The 21,796-nt window shown below is 31.3% G+C and carries 22 protein-coding genes and 1 pseudogene; 18 read left to right on the top strand and 5 right to left on the bottom strand.

Annotation, left to right across the window (positions count from 1 at the left end; translation table 11 throughout):
- Positions 1–45: 45 nt before the first annotated feature.
- Positions 46–1,011: pseudogene (locus tag OU788_RS05735) on the bottom strand (IS110 family transposase).
- 356 nt (positions 1,012–1,367) lie between these two features.
- Here OU788_RS05735 and OU788_RS05730 point away from each other — a divergent pair.
- The gene (locus OU788_RS05730) at positions 1,368–2,060 is read left to right on the top strand and encodes a hypothetical protein (protein WP_274634271.1); all 693 of its coding nucleotides are present in this window, start codon (positions 1,368–1,370) and stop codon (positions 2,058–2,060) included.
- A 208-nt stretch (positions 2,061–2,268) separates the two neighbouring features.
- On the opposite strand, the gene hutH is transcribed toward OU788_RS05730, so the two are convergent.
- Positions 2,269–3,774, bottom strand: coding sequence for a histidine ammonia-lyase (hutH, locus tag OU788_RS05725; protein ID WP_274634270.1), 1,506 nt, complete (start codon positions 3,772–3,774; stop codon positions 2,269–2,271).
- A 165-nt stretch (positions 3,775–3,939) separates the two neighbouring features.
- On the opposite strand from hutH, the gene OU788_RS05720 reads away from it, so the two are divergent.
- Complete coding sequence (locus tag OU788_RS05720; protein WP_274634269.1) at positions 3,940–5,331, top strand: TlpA family protein disulfide reductase; 1,392 nt, start codon at positions 3,940–3,942, stop codon at positions 5,329–5,331.
- A 61-nt stretch (positions 5,332–5,392) separates the two neighbouring features.
- Here OU788_RS05720 and OU788_RS05715 read toward each other — a convergent pair whose 3' ends face one another.
- Both OU788_RS05715 and OU788_RS05710 read right to left on the bottom strand, forming a co-directional pair.
- Positions 5,393–6,193: a TIGR00266 family protein gene (locus tag OU788_RS05715; RefSeq protein ID WP_274634268.1), complete on the bottom strand. Its 801-nt coding sequence runs from the start codon at positions 6,191–6,193 to the stop codon at positions 5,393–5,395.
- A 41-nt stretch (positions 6,194–6,234) separates the two neighbouring features.
- Positions 6,235–6,690, bottom strand: coding sequence for a DUF4442 domain-containing protein (locus OU788_RS05710; protein WP_274634267.1), 456 nt, complete (start codon positions 6,688–6,690; stop codon positions 6,235–6,237).
- Positions 6,691–6,844: 154 nt separating this feature from the next.
- Here OU788_RS05710 and OU788_RS05705 point away from each other — a divergent pair, with 154 nt between their 5' ends.
- The 14 genes from OU788_RS05705 (at position 6,845) to OU788_RS05645 (ending at position 20,262) form a co-directional block, all read left to right on the top strand.
- The gene (locus OU788_RS05705; RefSeq protein WP_274634266.1) at positions 6,845–7,273 is read left to right on the top strand and encodes a DUF4870 domain-containing protein; all 429 of its coding nucleotides are present in this window, start codon (positions 6,845–6,847) and stop codon (positions 7,271–7,273) included.
- Positions 7,274–7,289: 16 nt separating this feature from the next.
- Entirely contained in the window at positions 7,290–7,634 is a 345-nt protein-coding gene (locus tag OU788_RS05700; RefSeq protein WP_047789417.1) for a PadR family transcriptional regulator, read from the top strand.
- A complete protein-coding gene (locus tag OU788_RS05695; protein WP_274634265.1) occupies positions 7,627–9,603 on the top strand; it encodes a PspC domain-containing protein in 1,977 nt (658 codons plus the stop codon). Before OU788_RS05700 ends, OU788_RS05695 begins: the two co-directional genes overlap by 8 nt.
- 311 nt (positions 9,604–9,914) lie before the next feature.
- Positions 9,915–11,375 (top strand): potassium/proton antiporter, encoded by a 1,461-nt coding sequence (locus OU788_RS05690; RefSeq protein WP_274634264.1) that lies wholly within the window; start codon positions 9,915–9,917, stop codon positions 11,373–11,375.
- Positions 11,376–11,419: 44 nt separating this feature from the next.
- Entirely contained in the window at positions 11,420–11,791 is a 372-nt protein-coding gene (locus tag OU788_RS05685; RefSeq protein ID WP_274634263.1) for a hypothetical protein, read from the top strand.
- 100 nt (positions 11,792–11,891) lie between these two features.
- Entirely contained in the window at positions 11,892–12,356 is a 465-nt protein-coding gene (locus OU788_RS05680) for a hypothetical protein (RefSeq protein ID WP_274634262.1), read from the top strand.
- 119 nt (positions 12,357–12,475) lie between these two features.
- The gene (locus tag OU788_RS05675; protein ID WP_274634261.1) at positions 12,476–12,808 is read left to right on the top strand and encodes a hypothetical protein; all 333 of its coding nucleotides are present in this window, start codon (positions 12,476–12,478) and stop codon (positions 12,806–12,808) included.
- 42 nt (positions 12,809–12,850) lie between these two features.
- Positions 12,851–13,426, top strand: coding sequence for a Crp/Fnr family transcriptional regulator (locus OU788_RS05670; RefSeq protein WP_274634260.1), 576 nt, complete (start codon positions 12,851–12,853; stop codon positions 13,424–13,426).
- A gap of 60 nt (positions 13,427–13,486) precedes the next feature.
- Positions 13,487–14,032, top strand: coding sequence for an MBL fold metallo-hydrolase (locus OU788_RS05665; protein ID WP_298997601.1), 546 nt, complete (start codon positions 13,487–13,489; stop codon positions 14,030–14,032).
- A gap of 41 nt (positions 14,033–14,073) precedes the next feature.
- On the top strand, positions 14,074–14,253 hold the full coding sequence (locus OU788_RS12915) for a hypothetical protein (protein ID WP_342454913.1): 180 nt from the start codon (positions 14,074–14,076) through the stop codon (positions 14,251–14,253).
- A 280-nt stretch (positions 14,254–14,533) separates the two neighbouring features.
- Positions 14,534–15,955, top strand: coding sequence for a 2-oxoadipate dioxygenase/decarboxylase HglS (gene hglS, locus OU788_RS05660; RefSeq protein WP_274634259.1), 1,422 nt, complete (start codon positions 14,534–14,536; stop codon positions 15,953–15,955).
- Positions 15,956–16,279: 324 nt separating this feature from the next.
- Positions 16,280–16,738 (top strand): Lrp/AsnC family transcriptional regulator, encoded by a 459-nt coding sequence (locus OU788_RS05655; RefSeq protein ID WP_274634258.1) that lies wholly within the window; start codon positions 16,280–16,282, stop codon positions 16,736–16,738.
- Between the two features lie 96 nt (positions 16,739–16,834).
- A complete protein-coding gene (locus tag OU788_RS05650; protein WP_274634257.1) occupies positions 16,835–19,747 on the top strand; it encodes an FAD-binding and (Fe-S)-binding domain-containing protein in 2,913 nt (970 codons plus the stop codon).
- 62 nt (positions 19,748–19,809) lie between these two features.
- Positions 19,810–20,262, top strand: coding sequence for a hypothetical protein (locus OU788_RS05645; protein WP_274634256.1), 453 nt, complete (start codon positions 19,810–19,812; stop codon positions 20,260–20,262).
- Here OU788_RS05645 and ctlX read toward each other — a convergent pair.
- A complete protein-coding gene (gene ctlX / locus OU788_RS05640; protein WP_274634255.1) occupies positions 20,259–21,194 on the bottom strand; it encodes a citrulline utilization hydrolase CtlX in 936 nt (311 codons plus the stop codon). The genes OU788_RS05645 and ctlX overlap by 4 nt on opposite strands.
- A gap of 109 nt (positions 21,195–21,303) precedes the next feature.
- Here ctlX and OU788_RS05635 point away from each other — a divergent pair, with 109 nt between their 5' ends.
- Both OU788_RS05635 and OU788_RS05630 read left to right on the top strand, forming a co-directional pair.
- Positions 21,304–21,603 carry a copper resistance protein NlpE gene (locus OU788_RS05635; protein ID WP_274634254.1) on the top strand — a complete coding sequence of 100 codons (300 nt, stop codon included), beginning with the start codon at positions 21,304–21,306 and terminating at the stop codon, positions 21,601–21,603.
- Positions 21,575–21,772, top strand: coding sequence for a copper resistance protein NlpE N-terminal domain-containing protein (locus tag OU788_RS05630; RefSeq protein WP_274634253.1), 198 nt, complete (start codon positions 21,575–21,577; stop codon positions 21,770–21,772). Before OU788_RS05635 ends, OU788_RS05630 begins: the two co-directional genes overlap by 29 nt.
- Positions 21,773–21,796: the final 24 nt, after the last annotated feature.

Here is a 21,796-nt window from a genome sequence, read left to right as displayed (position 1 = left end):
GCTAACAAAGAACTGAGGTAAAAAACAAGTAAATTTTATACTTTTTTAAACCAAAGTACTTTTATAATTTGCATCATAAGGCAAACCACTTTTTACTATTGCAAAAGCTTGTTTTAGTAGCTTATTACATACCGCTATTAAAGCTAGTTTTTTACTCTTACCTTTAGCAACTATTCGGTCATAAAGTTCTCTACATGCTTTGTTGTATTTACAAGCATTAAAGCTACACATAAACAATAAATTTCTAAGCTTTGGATTTCCCATTTTACTTATTCGAGGGCGTCCTTTTATACTACTGCCTGATTCTCTAATAGTAGGTGTAATACCTGCGTAACTACACAACTCTTTTGCTGAAGTAAAACGCTTAAATCCATCGGTAAAAACTAATAACATTAATGCTGTTTTACCTCCTATTCCTGGAATAGACTTTAATAAAGTCACTTCTTCTTGATAGCTCTTTTTTACATTCTCTAGCAACAAATCTTCTAATTTAACCATCTCTTTTTGTATATTTTTTAGTTGCCTTTTTAAGGAACTAACTACCAATTTCGATGGAGTTCCTAATACTGATTAGCCATGAAGCTTATTCTTTAATTGAGTAGATTGTTTCGTGTAAACACTCAACAAACGTACTATTTGTAAACATTCTTGTTGATCCTTGCTTTCTCCTTTCCATATAGAAGGAGCTTGACTTACGCCATAATTATATAACTGTTTTGCATCACTCTTATCCGTCTTTACTTTTGATAAACTCATTTGAATAAAACGTTTTATCTTCAACGGATTTTCTACAGATACCAAAACTCCTTTTTCTGTTAAAAAATAAGCTAATCGTACATGATAATACCCTGTGGCTTCCATTATACAATGAGTTAAATTACTTGTGATTAACAACAGCTCTTTAAAGCCTGATGTATCATTTTTAAATTGATACGAATTACCCTGATAATCATACACATCTAAAACATCTTTACTTACATCGATTCCTAAAAATTGTTTATTTTTACTCATAAGAAAAAAAGGATTGGAAAGAAAATAACTACTATCAATTCAACAACTTGAAATCGAGATCTTGGTCTCACAGAACTGAACGAATTTAAAGTAGTAAAGCGTAGGGATTATCAATGTTGACGAAATCTAGGTTTCAACGTATATCATAACCTTACTCTACGCTTTTTTCTTTCTGGTTTTTATTACTAAAGTTAAACAATTGCTAACTTAAGATGTATAACCGCAATTACGGCGGATTCGACTACGTCCGAATCCACTCGGAATTGCTAACGTCAGTTCTTAACCGAAAATCATTAACTTTAAATCCGTAACTGACGGTTATACGAGACCGTTAGCAAACATTAAAAACCAACTCAATGAAAAAAACATTAACAACCTTTTTATTATTAGTAACAATTTATTCTTTCGGACAGGGCGAAGTTTCGATTGAAATAACTAAGGCAAATTATAAATCAAAAGAGAGCAAACTGACTTTAGATATTTCTTTTAAAAATAACACTGACAGTTTAATTTATATTATTTCTCCCAAAAATTATTTTTTTGACAAACACCTAGATAGAAATAATGAATTAAATTCAAATGGTTTATATGCATATCCTTTTAAATTAGAAATTACTTCTAATAAAAAGTGTAAAATAGATAATGAGCCATATGAACAGGTTATGGCAAACGAAAGACCTTCTCGTTTATTTAGCAAATTAGTTGAGTTAAAACCTAATGAGTCAAAACTTTTTGAAAATATTGAAATAAATAGATTTGACGGAGATTTTTGCTCAAAAAGAGAATATAAAATTAGTGTAGTTTACAAGCCATATATAAATCCATTTGAAGAGGAATTTATAGAGGATTTAAAAACTCAATATGAATTAGTTACTAAACAAACAAAAGAATTAAATGGAGTTTTATATTATAGTTTGGGTGAATATAGAAGTACTGAAAATGATAACTTTATAAAATTGAAAGATTTTCTTTACAAAGTCCCTAAAATGAAAACTTTAAATGATAAAACTTTTAAATCAAATACTATTACAGCAACAGAAACTGAATAGTACAAATTATTAAAAACGTTTGCTAACGTGTATAATTAATGGCTAGTTCTCGCCTACTTACGAAAATCCTTGCAGACTTTCTATCTGTTATTTATTTGCTAACTTTAGTGCCTAAAACACACAACTATTCTTATACAAAACCGTTAAAAACAAAAAACTCCAACTGGAAATTACAGCTGGAGTTTTTTTTATATGATTTTATTGTTCCTTAAAACAACTCTTCTACTTCAATAGTTAAGTTATTAATAAAGCTTTCTGCATTTTTAATATCGTTATGCAATACTCTATCGTCATTCACCACAGGTACATCTTCTCTAAACATCTCTACAAAAGAAGCTAAAAACTCAGAAGTATTATGTTCTCTAAAAGACAATCCTTGTGAAGCATTCATCAACTCAATAGCCAATACCGAGCATACATTGTCAATTACTTTTTTAGCTTTTACAGCTGCATTTGCCCCCATACTCACATGATCTTCTTGTCCGTTACTCGACACAATAGAATCAATACTCGATGGTGTACAGAATTGCTTATTGGCACTTACAATACTTGCTGCTGTATACTGAGGAATCATAAATCCACTATTCAATCCTGGGTTAGAAACCAAGAACGCTGGTAATCCGCGTAAACCAGAAATTAACTGATAGGTTCTTCTTTCTGAGATATTTCCTAATTCAGCAATCGCAATCGCTAAATAATCTAAGGCTAATGCTAACGGTTGTCCGTGAAAATTTCCTCCAGAAACCACGATATCTTCATCTACAAACACATTTGGATTATCCGTTACCGAATTAATTTCAGTCACAAATGTTTTCTTTACAAACTCTAAAGTATCTTTCGTTGCTCCGTGAACTTGTGGCATACATCTAAACGAATACGGATCTTGTACGTGTTCTTTAGGCTGCGTTATCAACTCACTTCCTGCTAACAATTCAGAAATACGTTTTGCTGTAGCTAACTGTCCGTTGTGCGGACGTACTAAATGAATCAACTCATTAAAAGGCTCTATTCTTCCGTCAAAAGCTTCTAACGAGGCAGCTCCAATAACATCTGATAAGTATGATAATTTATACGCTTTTAATAAATTATGCACTCCATAAGCACTCATAAACTGAGTTCCATTTAACAAGGCTAATCCTTCTTTAGATTGTAGATTGATTTTCTCCCATCCAAACTTTGCTAATAATGCTTCTCCAGAAATTCGCTCTCCATCAACATATACTTCTCCTAAACCAATTAACGGTAACGATAAATGTGCTAACGGAGCTAAATCTCCAGAAGCACCTAACGAACCTTGTGTATAAACTACTGGAAGAATATCGTTATTGTAAAAATCTATCAAACGATCAACTGTTGCTAATTGCACACCTGAATGTCCGTAGCTTAACGATTGAATTTTTAACAACAACATTAATTTTACAATCTCTTGTGGCACTTCATCACCTGTTCCACAAGCATGACTCATTACTAAGTTTTCTTGTAATTGTTGTAAATTCTCTCCGCTAATCTTCACATTACACAACGAACCAAATCCTGTATTAATTCCGTAAATAGGATCGCTATGTGTTTTCATTTTCCCATCAAGATACGTACGACACTTTTGTATCTTTTGTCTTGATTCTTCTGATAATGAAAGTTTTTTATCTAGTAATACAATACTATGAATATCTTCTAAACCTATTGGTTGTGAACTTATTATATGTGTAGTATCCATTTTAATATTTTTGAGGTGTACAAAGAACCTAAAAAAAGATAAATTTTCAAGATCTTTTCGCGTAAAAAAGTAGGGGTATTTAAATAATATGTTAATTTCTTTGATAAAAACGTTAAAAAAACTAACTTCGGCGCCTTGAACACCATATATATTAAACGAGAAACAATGAAAAAACTAGTACTTTTAGCCCTCATAGGAGTTACCATAATTTCATGTAAAAAAGAGGAACAAGCACCTGTAAAAGACTATCTGATTTTATCTGGTAAAGTTGAAAACTTTAAACGAAGAGATATTACTTTATCTGGCTTTAAATTTGAGAAAAAAATAAAGTTTGATAGAGAAACTGGTTCTTTTGTTGACACCCTTAAAATTGATAGAGATGGTTACTATACTTTATTTTTCAACAAAACACCTCTTAACCTATACCTAACTAAAACAGACGACACAGGTCTTGTATTTGATTATAAAAATGCTGACGTTGTTAATTTTGAAGGTGCACACGCAAACATTAACAACTATTTTGTTGAGAAGCAAAAGATTTGGAGTGATATTATTGTTAGTGCTAACCAATTTTTTGCTTTGGAAGAAGAGGAATTTTTAGCTAAAACTGATGAATATAAAGAAGCCTTAACTGAACTTTCTATCTCTAAACAATTACCTGCTGATTTTTTAAAACACGAAGTTAAAAATATAGATTACGAGTGCTTAAGAAACTTATATAATTACCAAGATTTTCATGCTACTTTAACAAGAAACAAAGATTTTAAAGTTTCTGAAAACTTCCCTAACCCTTTAGAAAACTTTAATTATAGTAGTGGTGATGATTACATAAACTCATTTTCTTACAGAGCTATGTTAGAAACTGAATTGAATAAAATCGCTAAAGAAAAGAATAAAGAAGGCGAAGATTTATACTTAACTTATTTAGAAACTGTTCATACAGAAGTAACTGACACAGTAGCTAAAAATGATTTATTATACAAAAGTGCTCAAAACAGTATTACATATACTAGTGATTTAAAGGAGTTTTATAGAAAATTTATGGCTTACTCTACTAATGAAGCTCATAAAAAAGAAATTACCAAAGACTACGACCTTTTAAAGACTACAGCAAAAGGGCAACCTGCTCCTAAATTTAAGGATTACGTTAATTATAACGGAGGAACAACCTCTATGGATGATTTATTAGGTAAAGGAAAATATTTATACATTGATGTTTGGGCTACTTGGTGTGCTTTTTGTAAAAGAGAAATTCCTTTATTAAAAAGATTAGAGCAAGAATACCATGGTAAAAACATTGAGTTTGTTAGTATTAATGTTGATGATAAAGGGAACGATGAAAAGTGGAAAGAAACAATCCAAGATAGAGAAATGACTGGTATTCAATTAATGGCTGGAGATAGTCACTTAAAATTAGACTGGGCTCAAAATTTCTTAATTAAAGGATTACCTAGATTTATCATCGTTGATCCTGATGGAAATATTGTAAGTCCTAATGCTCCTGCTCCATCTGAAGGAGAAAAATTAATCAGCATGTTTGATGAATTAGGAATATAAACAACCTATACACATAAAAAAAGCCGCTAGATTTAGCGGCTTTTTTTATGCAGTTTATTTTCTAAAATCGATTGTCTCCATCTAAAAGATTACCTAAACCTCCTAACACACTTCCTTCTCCTTTATCTCCTTTTCCTGTTTGAGGCGCCATTGCCAATACTCTTCCAGCTAATCGACTAAACGGTAACGATTGAATATATACGGTACCTGGGCCTTTAAGAGTTGCAAAAAACAATCCTTCGCCTCCAAATATGGTATTTTTTATTCCGCCTACAAACTCAATATCATAATCAACATCTTGGGTAAAACCTACGATACAACCTGTATCTACTTTTAATACTTCACCTGGTTGTAATACTTTCTTTGCCATCGTACCTCCAGCATGTACAAATCCGATACCATCACCTTCCATTTTTTGCATAATAAAACCTTCTCCACCAAACAACCCTCTACCTAAACGTCTAGAAAATTCAATTCCTATCGATACACCTTTAGCTGCACATAAAAAAGCATCTTTTTGACAGATAAACTTTCCACCAAACTCGGTTAAATCGATTGGAATAATCTTTCCTGGATATGGAGAAGCAAAAGAAACTTGTTTTTTTCCTTGACCTTCGTTCGTAAACACCGTCATAAACAAACTTTCTCCTGTTAAAATTCGTTTTCCTGCAGAAAAAATCTTTCCCAACAATCCTTTCTCTTGATTTGAGCCATCTCCAAAAATGGTATTCATTCCTACACCAGAATCCATCATCATAAAGCTACCACTCTCAGCAACTACCCCTTCTTGCGGATCTAATTCTATTTCAACATACTGCATTTCTTCTCCAAAAATGCGATAATCTATTTCGTGTGCATTCATATTTTTTAGTTTTATCTATTAGACATAAAAACTGTAATTTGTTACGATTTCACTTTCAAACTCCATTCGTATTCAAATTTCGATACCGAAATTCCTTCGTTATTAAAACCTTCTGCAGTAACAATTACTGTTTGTCCTTCACCTGTTTCAATCGCCTTTTGAATCGTTTCTCTTATTAATTGCCCTTGATTGCATTCAAAACGAATTTTTCCTGTTGCCTTTTTGGTAAAAGTCCCATTCATGTTGGTTACTAACATCGAAATTTTTCTATTTGACGCTGCAATCTCTTTCATTACCAAAACTCCTGTGGCTAATTCAGACGCCATACCCTGTACCGCCCAAAACATCGATTTAAACGGATTTTGATTTACCCATTTGTAGGTAACTTTTACCTCAGCTGTATCATCAGTAAGTGATTTTAAACGTACTCCAGTAAAAAAAGCTGCTGGTAATTTAAAAAATAAAAAAGCATTAACTTTTCTAGGTGTAAACTTCATTTTTTCAGTATTTACAGGCAATGTACGGCTTTTTATTCAATTAAATCACGAAACTCAAACGTTAAATTTTGTTAATTTTTAGTACTATGTATTGCATAATACCTTTTAAAAGATATATATTTGCATTGTAAAGTATTATATAATTCATTTTATTATGCAACACAATAACCAAAAAACCAATGCCTTTTTAATACATATATCTGCATTTGCAGGATATTTATTCCCACTAGGAAGTATCATTACTCCTTTAATCTTATGGCAAACTTTAAAAGAGAGAAGTGCATTTTTAGATGAACACGGTAAAGAAGCCGTAAACTTTAATATTAGTTTCGGATTGTACATTTTTATAGTTAGTGCTTCTTTTATACCGTTCTTATTTAGAAATATATTCCACGGATTTAATGGAATTGACATCGACTTTGGAGGACATCATGGTTATGGAGGGTTATTTGGCTTATTAGGTTTTGCTTCGTTAGCAGGACTTATAGCACTGATAAAAATAGCATTGATAATTATAGCTGCTATGAATGCTAATAAAGGCGAACTATATCACTACCCTTTTACAATAAAATTTATAAAATAACCATAAACCGCATTACATGAAGATAGAAAACACAAAAGCACAAATGCGTAAGGGTGTTTTAGAATATTGCATCTTATCAATCTTACAAAAAGGAGATGCTTATACCTCTGAGATACTCTCTAACCTTAAAAGTGCAGAAATGATTGTGGTTGAAGGAACCATATATCCGTTACTTACCCGCTTAAAAAATGCAGGACTATTAAGTTACAGATGGGAAGAATCAACCTCTGGACCTCCAAGAAAATATTACGTACTCACCGAAAATGGCGGAATGTTTTTAAAAGAATTAGACAAAACATGGCATAATTTAGTAAACGCAGTAAACCAAGTAACAAGTACAAAATCAACTAAAGATGAATAAGACAATAAATATAAACCTGGGCGGATTTTTCTTCCACATAGATGAAACTGCCTATCAGAAATTAAAACGATACTTAGACGCTATCGCTCGTTCGTTAAGTGATGATCCGCAAGGAAAAAACGAAATCATTGCCGATATCGAAGCACGCATTAGTGAATTATTATCAGAAAGAATTACAGACGCTCGTCAAGTAGTAAATGAAAGCGATATTGAAGAAATCATCGCTATTATGGGACAACCTGAAGATTATGCTGAAGCTGAAGAAGCCTATAACGAAAACACTTCATACAATCATAAAAGAAACACCGCTAGCAAAAAAATGTTTAGAGATGGTGACGATAAGTTTTTAGGAGGAGTTTGTTCTGGACTTGGACACTATTTTAATATAGATGTTGTTTGGATTCGTTTAGCTTTTCTTATTCTAACCTTAGCTGGTTTCGGTTTTGGAATCATCGGATATATCATTTTATGGGTTATTCTACCTGAAGCTAAAACGACCTCTGAGAAATTACAAATGGAAGGTGAAGCCGTAAACATTGATAATATTGAAAAAAAAATTCGTAACGAATTTGAAAACTTATCATCAAAGGTAAAGGAAGGCGCCCATGATTTAACTGATAAAATTTCGAATGCTGATTACCAAAAGCTACGTAACCAAACGAAATCAGGATTACAAGATTTTTTAGACACAATGGGTAAAATTTTATTAACACTATTCAAAGTGTTCGGTAAATTCATGGGCGTTTTATTAATTTTCATTGCAGGTATTACTATCATTTCATTATTGTTAGGTTTATTCTCTGTAGGAAGCTTAGAGATTTTAAATTTCGATGGAGACATGGTTCAATACCCACCATTTTTCTACGACTCAGTAATGCCTAAATGGTTATTAATGACCTTCTTATTTTTCTTAATCGGTATTCCTTTTGTAGTCTTATTTATTTTAGGGTTACGAATTTTATCTCCGAATATTAAAAAATTAAGCACTGCTACTATTTTAACCTTGTTCGGTTTATGGTTAATCTCATTATTAGCTATAGGTTTTACAGGAATAGAGTTTGCTACATCTCATGCTTATGATGGTACACATGTTACTAAACATAGTATTACCTACAATCAGCAAGAACCTTTAAAGATTCGAGTTGTTAATGATGATAACATTCATTATCTACATAATTTACGAAATCGTGATAACGCTATGTTGGTGAATGTTGACGATAAAGAACTAAAATATTCTAACAACATTAATATTGATGTTCGTAAAAGTGAAACTGATAGCGCATATATTGAAATTAAAAAAACATCCGAAGGAAAAAAGCGCAATGATGCAAACAATAATGCAGAAGCTATAAAATATACTTATAAAAGCGATAACAATACTATTGTTTTTGACGCCTTCTTTTTAAGTGCTTTTAAAAACATTTGGAAAGATGAAGAGATAAACGCAGTAATATACATTCCTGAAGGAACAACTATTTATTTTGAAGGATCGTCTCGTAATTTCTTAGATGGTGTAAAAAATACACTAAATATTTATGATCGAGATATGGCTAATCATCATTTTAAAATGACATCAAAAGGTTTCGAATGTATGGATTGTGATGAAGAGGACATCAACAATAATGAAGAGTCTGAAGATTGGAATTCTGACAATAATGATGAAGTAAGTTTCCTTTTTAACAGTACTATAAATGATATAAAAGCTGAATTTATCATTTCTAAAAAAACTACTGAAGATGAACTTAACAAATTAATTAATTGGTTCGAAGATCGTAAAAACATAAATATAAACGTTATCAGCTCTAAATTCAATAAGAACAAAACAATTGATAAACTTGTTTTAGAAGTAGACTGTAACGATGGTCATGTAGGTACTATAACAATCGCTAATAATACACTAGATAATATCTCTAAAGGTTTCCGTAGATTGTATGATGAAGATGGAGAATTAGCTTTTAAAACTTGGTAATCTCATAAACTGAAAAACTATGAATGATTTATTCGACTTCTTTTTTAAAGGTAACTTTTTTATGAAAATAGTTACCCTGTTATACACACTCTTACTATCATGGGTAATGAACGGATAAAAATTTATGATTACACCATATATTAACATATAGTTGACACTAACAACATTAGTTCATTGGTTAGCTAACTCCGATGACACTAATACTTGGTTTTATTAGTTAAGCCAAAGCTGTACAGCTTTGGCTTTTCTTTATATAAAAACTTAATAATAAAAATACGAAAACCTATATATTTGTTTAAAACATTCCTTGCATGAATTTAACCATTGAAAATATTTTATTAATCGGGTCAGTTTTACTTTTAATAAGTATTATAGTTGGAAAAACATCGTATAAATTTGGAGTTCCTACTCTGCTACTATTTTTAACTATTGGAATGCTCGCTGGGTCTGATGGTATTGGTGGTATTATTTTTGACGACCCGAAAGCTGCACAGTTTATAGGAATTGTTTCTTTAAATTTTATTCTATTTTCTGGAGGGTTAGATACAAACTGGAAGGCTGTTAAACCCATACTCAAAGAAGGATTGGTACTTTCTACTTTAGGCGTATTGCTTACCGCTGTTTCTTTGGGTCTCTTCGTATGGAATATTACCGATTTTACAATTTATGAAAGCTTACTACTAGGTGCTATTGTTTCTTCTACCGATGCTGCTGCAGTATTCTCTATTTTACGCTCTAAAAACTTAGCGTTAAGAGAAAATTTACGTCCTACTTTAGAATTAGAAAGTGGTAGTAACGACCCCATGGCGTACGTACTAACTATTGCTTTTTTAACATTGGTTACCCATCAAGATCAAAGTTTAGCCTCTATAATACCTTTATTTTTACAGCAAATGGGAGTTGGTGCTATTGCTGGTTTTTTATTTGGAATGCTTAGTAAAAAAACAATAAACTCAATAAAGCTTGACTTTGAAGGGTTGTATCCTGTCTTGGTTATTGCTCTTATGTTTATTACTTTTTCTTTTACCGATTTTATAGGCGGTAATGGCTTTTTAGCTATTTACATTTGTGCTGTTTACTTAGGAAATCAAAACTTAATTCATAAAAAAACGATCTTAAAAATGTTTGATGGATTAGCTTGGTTAATGCAAATTGTACTATTCTTAACATTAGGATTACTTGTTTTTCCTTCACAAATTGTTCCTTACATTGGTATTGGACTTATCATTTCTCTCTTCTTAATTTTTATTGCTCGCCCTGTGGGAGTTTTTATTAGTTTACTCTTTTTTAAAATGAAGTTAAGAAGACGTTTTTATATTTCGTGGGTTGGTTTACGTGGCGCGGTTCCTATAGTATTTGCAACCTATCCTCTTTTAGCGGGTATAGATAAAGCTAATATTATTTTTAACATTGTATTTTTTATATCGGTTACTTCTATTTTAATACAAGGTACAACGCTTAGTATTGTTGCAAAATGGTTAAATGTTGCTTTACCTGAAGAAACAAAAAAACTCAGTGCTACAGATATGCTCTTAGAAGAAAATCCGAAAGCTATAATGCAAGAAGTTATAATTACAGAATCATGCAAGTCGGCAAACAAAAAAATTGTAGAATTAGATTTCCCTAAAAACGCCATTATAGCCTTGATAAAAAGAGATGGTAACTATATAACTCCTAATGGTTCAACGACAATAAATGCTGCTGACATTTTAATTGTTCTTGCTGATAAACCTAACATTTTTAAAGAAATCAACGAAAGCCTTAAAAATTAACTAATAATCGGTTTTAATTTTAATTATTAAAGTAATTTTGTAGTATGAATAAGATATTACGATTTTTAAGCGTCCTTTTTATTACAATGGTATATTTTTCTACCATTGGTTATACGCAAAAAGATCAATCTTTTTCTAGTGAGTTTAGCAACCCATACTCTTCACATAAAGAATACAAACAAAAACTTTCTTCTAAGGGGGTAGAACATACCTTAGAGTCAGAAAACTTCACTAATTACTCTAATAATCCTCCTTCAAATAATGTAAAAAACACATTCTCAGAAGCAGGAATCAATTTTAAATCTGTTGAATTATTTTTCAACAGAAAATATCTTCAATATATTTCTTTTTCAAGAAATGTTTTAATAAACTATAGAAAATCTAATTTAATATTTCCTTTCCATTATCATTGGTGAAAACATTAAGTTTTTAATAACCAACTAATCAATCTCACTATCAAAAATATACTCTTTATAAATTAAAGAGTAAAACTTAATGTAATTAATTTAAAAATAAATGGATTTAGGAACCACAATCGTTGGTGCTGTACTATTAGTTATATGTATAGCCCCTTTTATACTAGTACGTAAAAGACAAACAACAAAAAAGAATGAAAAGCTTCAAATACTAAATAATCTTTCCCAAGAATATAACTGTAATATAGAAGAGTATGAATTTTGTAATGATTTTGTTTTAGGTATTGATAAATCTAAAAGTTTTCTTTTCTTTCATAAACAATCTCAAGAGAACAACCATAACCAAGTAATTGACTTGAAAACTATTAAAGAATGTAATATCATAAAAAAAACACGAAGTATAAACGATAAAACAATTGCATTAATAGAGCTCAGCTTCATTAAAAAAAATGAGACTACTTCTATTGTTATTTATGATGAAAAAACAGACTTATTAATTAATAATGAACTGCTAGTTGCTAACAAATGGTCTCTTATAATTAATACTAATTTAAAAAGACAGTAAATTAGACCACACAACGTCAGTCTTAAATTTATTTAAGGCTGACGTTTTATTAAAATATTTTTTGACACAAAAAAACATATATAAAATTCACTTATTTTTCTTATTACTTAAAAAGTGCTATGAATTACAAAATACTAAAACTATTATTTGATCCAAGAAAAATGATTAGTAAGCAAGAATTTTTATTGGGTATAATAATTTTATTCTTGCTAGCTTTTAGTAGCATTAGTGATTTAATTATAAATACTAATGTAATATCAATCATAAGTTCTAAAGATGCGTACTTACTAGCTACACATAAAGTTGTAAAACCATTTAGTATACCTAGTTTACCTTTTGGTTTTATTTTGTTTTATAGCGCTGTAACTTTAGCTATTAAAAGAGTAAAAGATTTACACAACAAGCTATGGATTTGGAATTCTGGCTGGAATATCTATCTTTTTGTTAGATAAAGATTCTAAACCGTTAGTTTTTGGAATTGAAAAACAGAATTAATGGAACAGTTTACAGAGATTTCAAAATTCTTCAAAACAGAATTCCCTTTGAATCAACATGGACTTGATGAACTATTTTCTTTATTTAAGGTTGAAAAACATGCTAAAGGAAGTTTTTTACTTCAAGAAAATTCTAAAGAAAAACAGTTGCGTTTTTTAAATAACGGAATTGTAAGAGAGTATTACGCAAATCAGGAGAAAGAAATCAATATCAACTTTTATACAAAGCCTCAGTTTATTTCTGATTTACTAACTTTTAATCAAAATACTAAAACAAAGAAAAACCAAGAAAGCTTAACTACTGTAGAAATCTTAAGTATTGAAAGACAACCTTTTTTTGATTTACTAGAAAAATATCAATGTGGAAAAACCTTTATTGAAGCTTCTTTTAAAAAGCTTTTAAAACAAAAAGAAAAACTAGAGTTTAATCGTGTTACAAAATCTCCAGAGGAGTTGTACAATGAGCTTTTTATATACAAACCAGAATGGATACAGTATATACCACAATACCATTTAGCATCATACTTAAACGTAACTCCAGAAACACTAAGCAGAATTAAAAAGCGTATTTATTGATTTGAATCAATGAAAATAGATAGTGTAAAAAAGACATTTGCATAACTAAAAAATTATACAATGTTACACATACATCAAATAAGAAATGCTACCATAATTATTGAAACTGAAAAAGAAGTTATTCTTGTCGACCCTATGTTAGGTAATCAAGGAATTATGCCTCCGTTTACACTATTTAGACATAAAGCTAGAAAAAAACCAACTGTTCCACTTCCTAATAATACATATTCTCTTCTAAAAAAAGTAACTCACTGTTTAATTACACATCAACACCCAGATCATATTGACAATGCTGCTGTTAAATTTTTAATTAAAAATAATATTCCTGTCACCTGTAGTATAAAGGATGAAAAAGCATTTAAAAAAAGAGGATTAAATATTGTTCAAAGTTTAAAATACTGGGAAAAACAAGCTTTTTTAGGAGGAGAGATTGAAGGAATACCTGCAAAACATGGCTACGGATTTGTTGCTAAACTTATGGGTAATGTGCTTGGTTTTCATATAAAATTACCAAATCAAAAATCAATTTATCTGAGTTCTGATACTGTATATACAGATGCCGTTCATAAAGTACTAAAGAATACAAACCTGAAATTAGTGTATTAGCTAGTGGTGCTGCTCAATTTGATGTATTTAAAAATCTTATTATGAATGTAGATGATATCATCAAATTTGTTAAAAACTCACATGGCTTGGTTATAGCAAATCACATGGAAGCTATAAACCACTGTCCGTTAACTCGAAAAAAACTTAAAGAAATATTGATTCAAAACAATCTAGAAGAAAAAGTTGCTATTCCAGAAGATGTGGAGTCTGTATACTTTTAAATCTCTTCAAAATAAAGAACTCTACATTGAATAATGTGAGGTTTTAAATTACTCTTGGTTTACTAAAAACTCTAAAACGTTTTACTAAAGCTTATACCCTAAAACAAAGTCAAATTGACTTTTAAAAAACACTTTTTTTGTGAAAATTGTCTTTTGGATTAAAAAAACTGCTTTCAAGGAATTAAATTAACCTAAAAAAAACATCTATAAAACAAAATTTACATTTATAAACACTAAAAAAGATTAAATTCATTTAATTTGCAGCAAATTTTAACAAACTATGTCCTCAAAAAATAAACTAGAATATACAGCTGAAGAATTTGTTTCTCCAGAATACATTCGTAACCGCTTTTCTAAAATTATGTCTGATATGTATAAAAAAGAGGTACCTCTTTATGGTGAACTTCTTGATTTGGTTCATGGCATAAATGAAAATGTTCTTTCAGAGTCTAAAGAAATTGAAGAACAGTTAGCACATACTGGCGAATTAACTCGATTAAATATGGAACGCCACGGAGCAATTCGTTTGGGTAAGCCTTATGAGTTATTTACGATGAGACGTTTGTTTAAAGTAATGGGAATGTATTCTGTTGGTTATTATGATTTAGCTCCAGCCGGTGTTCCTGTTCATTCTACAGCGTTTAGAGCTATTGAAAGCACCGCTCTTAATCAAGCTCCATTCAGAGTTTTTACTTCTTTATTACGTATAGATTTAATTGATGATCCTCAGCTTCGTAACAATGTTGAAACTATTTTAGAAAAACGTCAAATTTTTACAGAAAAAGTTTTACAACTTATTGATAAATCTGAAAAAGAAGGAGGGTTAAATAAAGAAGATGCCGAAATCTTTGTACTAGAAGCATTGGAAACTTTTCGTTGGCACGATACTGCTACCGTAGATTATGAAATGTACGAAGCCTTACTAAATCAACACAGATTAATTGCTGATGTTGTTGCTTTCAAAGGACCTCACATCAACCACCTAACTCCTAGAACCTTAGACATAGACAAGGTGCAAGTAAGCATGGAGGCTCGTAATATTCCACCAAAAGACAATATCGAAGGACCTCCAGCAAGAAAATGCCCTATTTTATTACGTCAAACAAGTTTTAAAGCATTGACTGAAAAAGTAACTTTTAAAAACAATGTTGAAAAAGAAGAAATAGGCGAACACAAAGCTCGTTTTGGTGAGATAGAACAACGTGGGGCTGCATTAACTCAAAAAGGACTTGATCTTTATCATGAGTTGTTAAATAAAACACGTAAAGCTATTGGTGGATCACCAACTGCCGAAAATGCCTCAGAATACAACGAATTATTAGCAGAAAATTTTAAAGTTTTCCCTGATAACTATGAAGAATTACATTCTGAAGATTTAGCTTATTTCCATTACTTTACTACTAATAAAGCAGCTACTTTATCTAAAGATAAAGTGTATACAAAAGTAGATGTAAACCAATTATTAGAGGATGGTTATTTAAGTATAGAACCTATGGTTTACGAAGATTTCTTACCTGTAAGTGCAGCAGGAATTTTTGCCTCAAACTTAGGAACAGATGATGCTAAACGTGAATACCAAGGTACTTCTAATCAAGATTTATTTGAAAAAGATTTAGGGGAACCTGTTTATACGTTAACAAAATGGTATGAAGATATGCAAGATGAAAGCATACAAAACTGCTTGGCAGAAATAAATGCTTAATCATAAAATCAAATAGTAAAAAAATGTGTGTAGCCGTAAATGTAAATTTGTGGCTACGCTTTTTTCGTTAAAAACGATTGTGTATTTTATAGCTTACATTAACTCGTTGTTCATTTTGAAGTAAACAAACAAGATTAATGTCAGTTCGAGTGATTTTGAGGAACGAAAAATCGTATCGAGAACTTTTTTATGTACAAAAATCCTAATTCTCGATACAAATTTCACTCATTTCAATCGTGAAATCCACTCGAATTGACAGAGTTTTTATCAAAAAGCATAACGGGTTTTATATTGAGTTTATTCTAACTAAACAACATTATTCTTTTGGAAAATCAATTTGATTATATAGACAAACAAATACTATCAAAACTTCGTTTAGATGCTCGTAAAGCCTATTCGCAAATTGCAGATGAGTTAAAAGTTTCTAACTCCTTAATTCATCAACGTATTAAAAAATTAACAGCAGAAGGTGTAATTAAAAATGCAGAGTTTGTTTTAGAAGAAAAAAGCTTAGGCTACAAAACTAAATCGTACACAGGTATTCGTTTACGTGAAGCTCGTTTTGCGAAAGATGTAATGCGCGAATTAGAAAAAATTCCTGAGATAACAGAATGTAATTTCGTGTCCGGAAACTACGCTATTTTCATCTTGATTTACGCAAAAGACAATCAACATTTACAAAAAATACTCTACGACAAAGTACATTTGATAAACGGAGTAGCGGGTACCGATACTTTTATATGTTTTGACACCTGTTTTAAAAGAAACATCCCCATAGAGTAAACATCAATTAAACTCTTTTACAAATTTTAATTATAGATATTTGTAACGATAAAGTAATACTTTACCCAATCAATACAATATTAGGTAATTTAGATAATGATACAAACAACACAACTACAAACCTTAGAAAAATCGTTAACAGGAGAATTGTTTTTTGACGATTTACATAAAAACATTTACGCTACCGATGCATCGGTATATCGTAAAATACCTTTAGCTGTGGCATATCCTAAGGATATAAAAGATATTCAGCAATTAATCGATTTTGCTACCAAAAATAATATCACCTTAATTCCACGTACAGCAGGAACTTCCTTAGCGGGACAATGTGTAGGAGACGGAATTGTAGTTGACGTGTCGAAACACTTTACGAATATGTTGGCTTTTGATGAAATTAACAAAACGATTACAGTAGAGCCTGGAATTATTCGTGATGATTTAAATCGATTTTTAAAACCTTTCGGCTTGTTCTTTGGTCCGAATACCTCAACTTCTAACCGCTGTATGATTGGAGGAATGGTTGGTAACAATTCCTCTGGAAGTACTTCGATTCGTTATGGTGTTACCAGAGATAAAGTAATTGCTATTAAAGGATTGTTGAGTGATGGTAGTGAAGTAATGTTTTCTGAAGTTACTTCGGCAGAATTCAATCAGAAAAAAATAGAAAACACCTTAGAAGGAAATATCTATCGAGCAATTTACACTGAACTTATTTCAGAAGCTGCTCAACAAGAAATTAAAAAGGAGTTTCCAAAGGAAAGCATTCATAGAAGAAATACAGGGTATGCTGTTGATGAGTTTTTAACCTCTGATTTATTTGGAGGAACAGAACCTACAATCAATCCAGCTAAATTCTTATCAGGTAGTGAAGGAACCTTAGTATTTTCTACTGCAATTACTATTCAATTAGACGACTTACCTCCAACGCAAAGCATTATGGTTTGTCCGCATTTTAATAGTATTAATGAGAGTTTAAAAGCTACGGTAACTGCCATGAATCACAAATTATATGCTTGTGAATTGATGGATAAAGTAATTTTAGACTGTACCAAAAACAATAGGGAACAAACTAAAAATCGTTTCTTTTTACAAGGAGATCCAGAAGCGGTGTTGATGTTAGAAGTTTCTGCTGATACTATTGAAGAAGCTGAAGTATTGGCTAATAATTTAATTGAAGATTTAAAAGCAAATAACTTCGGATATCATTATCCGAAAGTATACGGAAACGATATTGCCAAAGTACACGAGTTGCGTAAGGCAGGTTTAGGTTTATTAGGAAATATTGTGGGCGATATGAAAGCAGTAGCTTGTATTGAAGATACTGCCGTAGCTTTAGAAGATTTACCAGAATACATTGAAGAATTTACCCAAATAATGGACAAGTACCAGCAAAATGCTGTGTATTATGCGCATGCAGGAGCTGGTGAATTGCACTTACGTCCTATTTTAAACTTAAAGAAATCTGCAGATGTTACGTTGTTTAGAAAGATAACTACTGAAACTGCAAAATTGGTTAAGAAATACCAAGGTTCTTTTAGTGGTGAACATGGTGATGGAATTGTACGTGCAGAATTTATTCCTTTAATGATTGGTGATAAAAACTACCAGTTATTACGAAGAATTAAAAAAGCTTTTGATCCAAATAACGTGTTCAACAAAGGAAAAATTACTGATGCTTTCCCTATGGATCAGAGCTTACGTTATGAGATAGATAGAACGGAACCTAACATTGAAACCATACAAGATTTTTCCGATAGTGAAGGTATTTTAAAATTAGCTGAAAAATGTAACGGTTCTGGTGATTGCCGTAAATCTCCTGAAGCTGGCGGAACCTTATGCCCTAGTTACCGAGCAACTCGAAACGAAAAAGAAACAACTCGTGCTAGAGCTAATACACTTCGTGAAGTTTTGACCAACAATACTGCTCAAAACAAATTCGATTCAAAAGAATTAAAAGAAATTCTTGACCTGTGTTTGAGTTGTAAAGCTTGTGCTAGTGAATGCCCAAGTAACGTAGATATCGCTTCTATGAAAGCGGAATTTTTATATCAATATCAAGAAACTAATGGTTATTCTTTCCGTAGTAAATTATTTGCTAACAATGCAAAATACAACAAGCTTGGAAGCAAATTTCCTGCATTAACAAACTTCTTTACCAATACTACTTTGGCTAAAAAAGTAATGGGAGTTGCGACACAACGTTCGGTTCCTAAATTGGCTAAACAGCCTTTAAGTGCTTGGTTGAAAATTCATAATGTCACTTCGAGCGCAGTCGAGAAGTCTCAAAAAACAATCTACTTATTTAACGATGAGTTTACGAACTACTACGATGCTGAAATAGGTAAAGATGCAGTAGTTGTATTAGAAAAACTAGGATACGAAGTAAAAACCGTAAACCACGAAGAAAGCGGACGCAGCTATATTTCTAAAGGATTTTTAAAAGAAGCTAAAGAGATTGCTAATAAAAATGTAGCTACTTTTAAAAACTTAATTTCTGAAGAAACACCTCTTGTTGGGATTGAACCTTCAGCTATTTTAACCTTTAGAGATGAATACTTGCGAATCGCAAGTGATAAGGTAGCAGCGAAAAAACTTTCTGAAAACTGTTTTACTCTTGAAGAGTTTTTAGCTTCAGAACATTCAAAAGGAAACATTGACACGAATGCTTTTACCAATGAAACTAAAACATTGAAAATTCACGGGCATTGTCATCAAAAAGCCTTATCGAGTACCCATGCATCCTTTTCAATTTTAAATATTCCTGAAAATTATAAGGTTACTATTATGAATACAGGTTGCTGTGGAATGGCAGGCTCTTTTGGTTACGAAAAAGAGCATTACAAAGTAAGCATGCAAGTAGGTGAAGATACTCTGTTTCCTAAAGTTAGAAACTGTTCAAACTATACAGAAATTGTAGCTGCAGGTACTAGTTGTCGTCATCAAATTTATGATGGAACCAAACGCATTGCAAAACATCCTGTAACAATTTTAAGAGAAGCTTTGCTATAAATTATTGATTTTCATTCGATTATTTCGTACTTTTAAGACTACTAAATCTTAAAAAGTATATTATGGCGAGCAATAGAATTATATTCAGCAATGCTTTGCTAATTTTTGCAGGCATTGCTGGTTACTTTTTAGTTATGAAAATTTTTGGGTTAGAAGATGTTGCTGAACTACGTTTTTTAAACTTTGCTTTCGTTCTTTATGGTATTAACAGAGCTATAAAAACCAATATTGTTAAAAACCATGAGTCGTTATATTTCAGCAATTTTTTATTAGGAATTGGAACCTCTATAATTGCCGTAGCCTTAACTATTTTGGGATTAATTATATATGTAGATTTTATAGATGCTGGTTTTATGACAGTACTTGAACAATCTTCTTTTTGGGGACAAAATTTAAGTTTGCCTCTAGTTGTATTTGCATTAGCTATTGAAGGGATTGCCTCTTCGGTAATTTGTTCTTTTATTTTAATGCAATACTATAAAAATTATAAAGTTTCAAACTCAATGGCTACTTAGTTTTTTGGTAAAAACACCTCAGCCATCATACAGCGTGCGCTTCCGCCTCCACAGGTTTCAATAGTTTGTAACGAGCTATGGACTATTTTTGTGTGCTTTTCTAAGTTTCTTAACTGCTGATTTGTCAACGATTCGTATGCGGAGGTACTCATTACTAAATAACGTTCGTCATTATTCCCTCTAACTTGTAACATATTCCCCGCAAACTGAGTTACCTGTTCTTCAGAAATAGCAATCACCTCTTTTTTATCTGACTTTAAATGTTTTAAAAGGTTTTTCTTTTCTTTTTTATCATCTATTGAATCTAAACACACTACAGCAAAAGTTTCTGCAACACACATCATGACATTGGTATGATAAATTGCTTCTCTTTGTCCATCAACTGTTTGGTTCGCTTCAAAAATTACAGGAGTAAACTCAAAATCTTCGCAGAATTCAATAAATAATTCTTCATCCGCTCGGGGAGACAACGCACAATAAGCTTTTCTGTTTTGTCTATCTAAAATCATGCTTCCTGTACCTTCTAAAAAGATTCCTTCTTCTTCCGCTTCGGAATAATCAATTACATTTTCTATTGAGAAACCTTTTTCTTCCAAAACCTCTAATACATCTTCTCTTCGCTCTAAACGACGATTTTCTGCAAACATCGGATAAATAGCAATATCTCCATTTTCATGGAAAGAAATCCAATTATTAGGAAACAACGCGTCAGGAGTATCAGGTTCTTTGGTGTCTTCTATCACTAGGACTTCTACTCCAACAGCTGTTAATTTTTCTACAAAAGCGTCAAACTCTTCTTGTGCTTTCGCATTGATAGAAGCAGGTAGCATACCCGACAACTCTTGCTGATAATAATTATTTACTGCTGTTTGTTCATTCATCCTAAAATTTGCAGGACGAATCATTAAAATTGTATTCGTTGTTTGTTGCATACTGCGAAGGTAACAGATTTTAATATTATTTTATGTTATTTTCTTATATTCAAAAGTAATTTATGGCATAATAACTGCTAGTAAAAGCTTTGATAAAACTTTTAAAAAAATGACTAGAAAAACAATTAAAAAATCGGCTGCTATTTTAGCCATGACTTCGTTAGTATTTTTATCTTGTAAAAACCAAGGCAATAGTAATACTGAAAACAAAGTTGAACAACAACCTAAACAAGAATTTGTTGATGAGCACAATGCTAAAAACTCTTTAGATTGGGCCGGAATCTATGAAGGTACACTACCTTGTGCTAGCTGTCCTGGAATTAACACTACACTTAAATTAAACGCTGATTTAACGTTTGAATTGACTGAAGTTTACTTAGATGAAGAACAATCAAAACAATTTTGTTGAAAAAGGAAGTTTTACATGGGACAAAAAAGGAACAAATATTACTTTAAATATTCCTGATAGAAACCCTCAATATAAATGTATCGAAGGTTCTGTGATTGCTTTAGATACTGAAGGAAAAGTAATTGAAGGAGAACTTTCTAAATTTTATATTCTTTCAAAAAAAGAGTAAGAATATTACTTTTTATACTACAAC

Source organism: Tenacibaculum sp. L6, assembly GCF_028823685.1.
Classification (GTDB): domain Bacteria; phylum Bacteroidota; class Bacteroidia; order Flavobacteriales; family Flavobacteriaceae; genus Polaribacter.
The sequence above is the reverse complement of the archived record's forward strand: the minus strand, read 5'-3'. Positions and strand labels throughout refer to the sequence as shown.

Excerpts from the sequence above, each read along its gene's own strand:
- OU788_RS05730 (WP_274634271.1), top strand. The coding sequence starts at position 1,368 with ATGAAAAAAACATTAACAACCTTTTTATTATTAGTAACAATTTATTCT.
- hutH (WP_274634270.1), bottom strand. The coding sequence starts at position 3,774 with ATGGATACTACACATATAATAAGTTCACAACCAATAGGTTTAGAAGAT.
- OU788_RS05720 (WP_274634269.1), top strand. The coding sequence starts at position 3,940 with ATGAAAAAACTAGTACTTTTAGCCCTCATAGGAGTTACCATAATTTCA.
- OU788_RS05715 (WP_274634268.1), bottom strand. The coding sequence starts at position 6,193 with ATGAATGCACACGAAATAGATTATCGCATTTTTGGAGAAGAAATGCAG.
- OU788_RS05710 (WP_274634267.1), bottom strand. The coding sequence starts at position 6,690 with ATGAAGTTTACACCTAGAAAAGTTAATGCTTTTTTATTTTTTAAATTA.
- OU788_RS05705 (WP_274634266.1), top strand. The coding sequence starts at position 6,845 with ATGCAACACAATAACCAAAAAACCAATGCCTTTTTAATACATATATCT.
- OU788_RS05700 (WP_047789417.1), top strand. The coding sequence starts at position 7,290 with ATGAAGATAGAAAACACAAAAGCACAAATGCGTAAGGGTGTTTTAGAA.
- OU788_RS05695 (WP_274634265.1), top strand. The coding sequence starts at position 7,627 with ATGAATAAGACAATAAATATAAACCTGGGCGGATTTTTCTTCCACATA.
- OU788_RS05690 (WP_274634264.1), top strand. The coding sequence starts at position 9,915 with ATGAATTTAACCATTGAAAATATTTTATTAATCGGGTCAGTTTTACTT.
- OU788_RS05685 (WP_274634263.1), top strand. The coding sequence starts at position 11,420 with ATGAATAAGATATTACGATTTTTAAGCGTCCTTTTTATTACAATGGTA.
- OU788_RS05680 (WP_274634262.1), top strand. The coding sequence starts at position 11,892 with ATGGATTTAGGAACCACAATCGTTGGTGCTGTACTATTAGTTATATGT.
- OU788_RS05675 (WP_274634261.1), top strand. The coding sequence starts at position 12,476 with ATGAATTACAAAATACTAAAACTATTATTTGATCCAAGAAAAATGATT.
- OU788_RS05670 (WP_274634260.1), top strand. The coding sequence starts at position 12,851 with ATGGAACAGTTTACAGAGATTTCAAAATTCTTCAAAACAGAATTCCCT.
- OU788_RS05665 (WP_298997601.1), top strand. The coding sequence starts at position 13,487 with ATGTTACACATACATCAAATAAGAAATGCTACCATAATTATTGAAACT.
- OU788_RS12915 (WP_342454913.1), top strand. The coding sequence starts at position 14,074 with ATGAATGTAGATGATATCATCAAATTTGTTAAAAACTCACATGGCTTG.
- hglS (WP_274634259.1), top strand. The coding sequence starts at position 14,534 with ATGTCCTCAAAAAATAAACTAGAATATACAGCTGAAGAATTTGTTTCT.
- OU788_RS05650 (WP_274634257.1), top strand. The coding sequence starts at position 16,835 with ATGATACAAACAACACAACTACAAACCTTAGAAAAATCGTTAACAGGA.
- OU788_RS05645 (WP_274634256.1), top strand. The coding sequence starts at position 19,810 with ATGGCGAGCAATAGAATTATATTCAGCAATGCTTTGCTAATTTTTGCA.
- ctlX (WP_274634255.1), bottom strand. The coding sequence starts at position 21,194 with ATGCAACAAACAACGAATACAATTTTAATGATTCGTCCTGCAAATTTT.
- OU788_RS05635 (WP_274634254.1), top strand. The coding sequence starts at position 21,304 with ATGACTAGAAAAACAATTAAAAAATCGGCTGCTATTTTAGCCATGACT.
- OU788_RS05630 (WP_274634253.1), top strand. The coding sequence starts at position 21,575 with ATGAAGAACAATCAAAACAATTTTGTTGAAAAAGGAAGTTTTACATGG.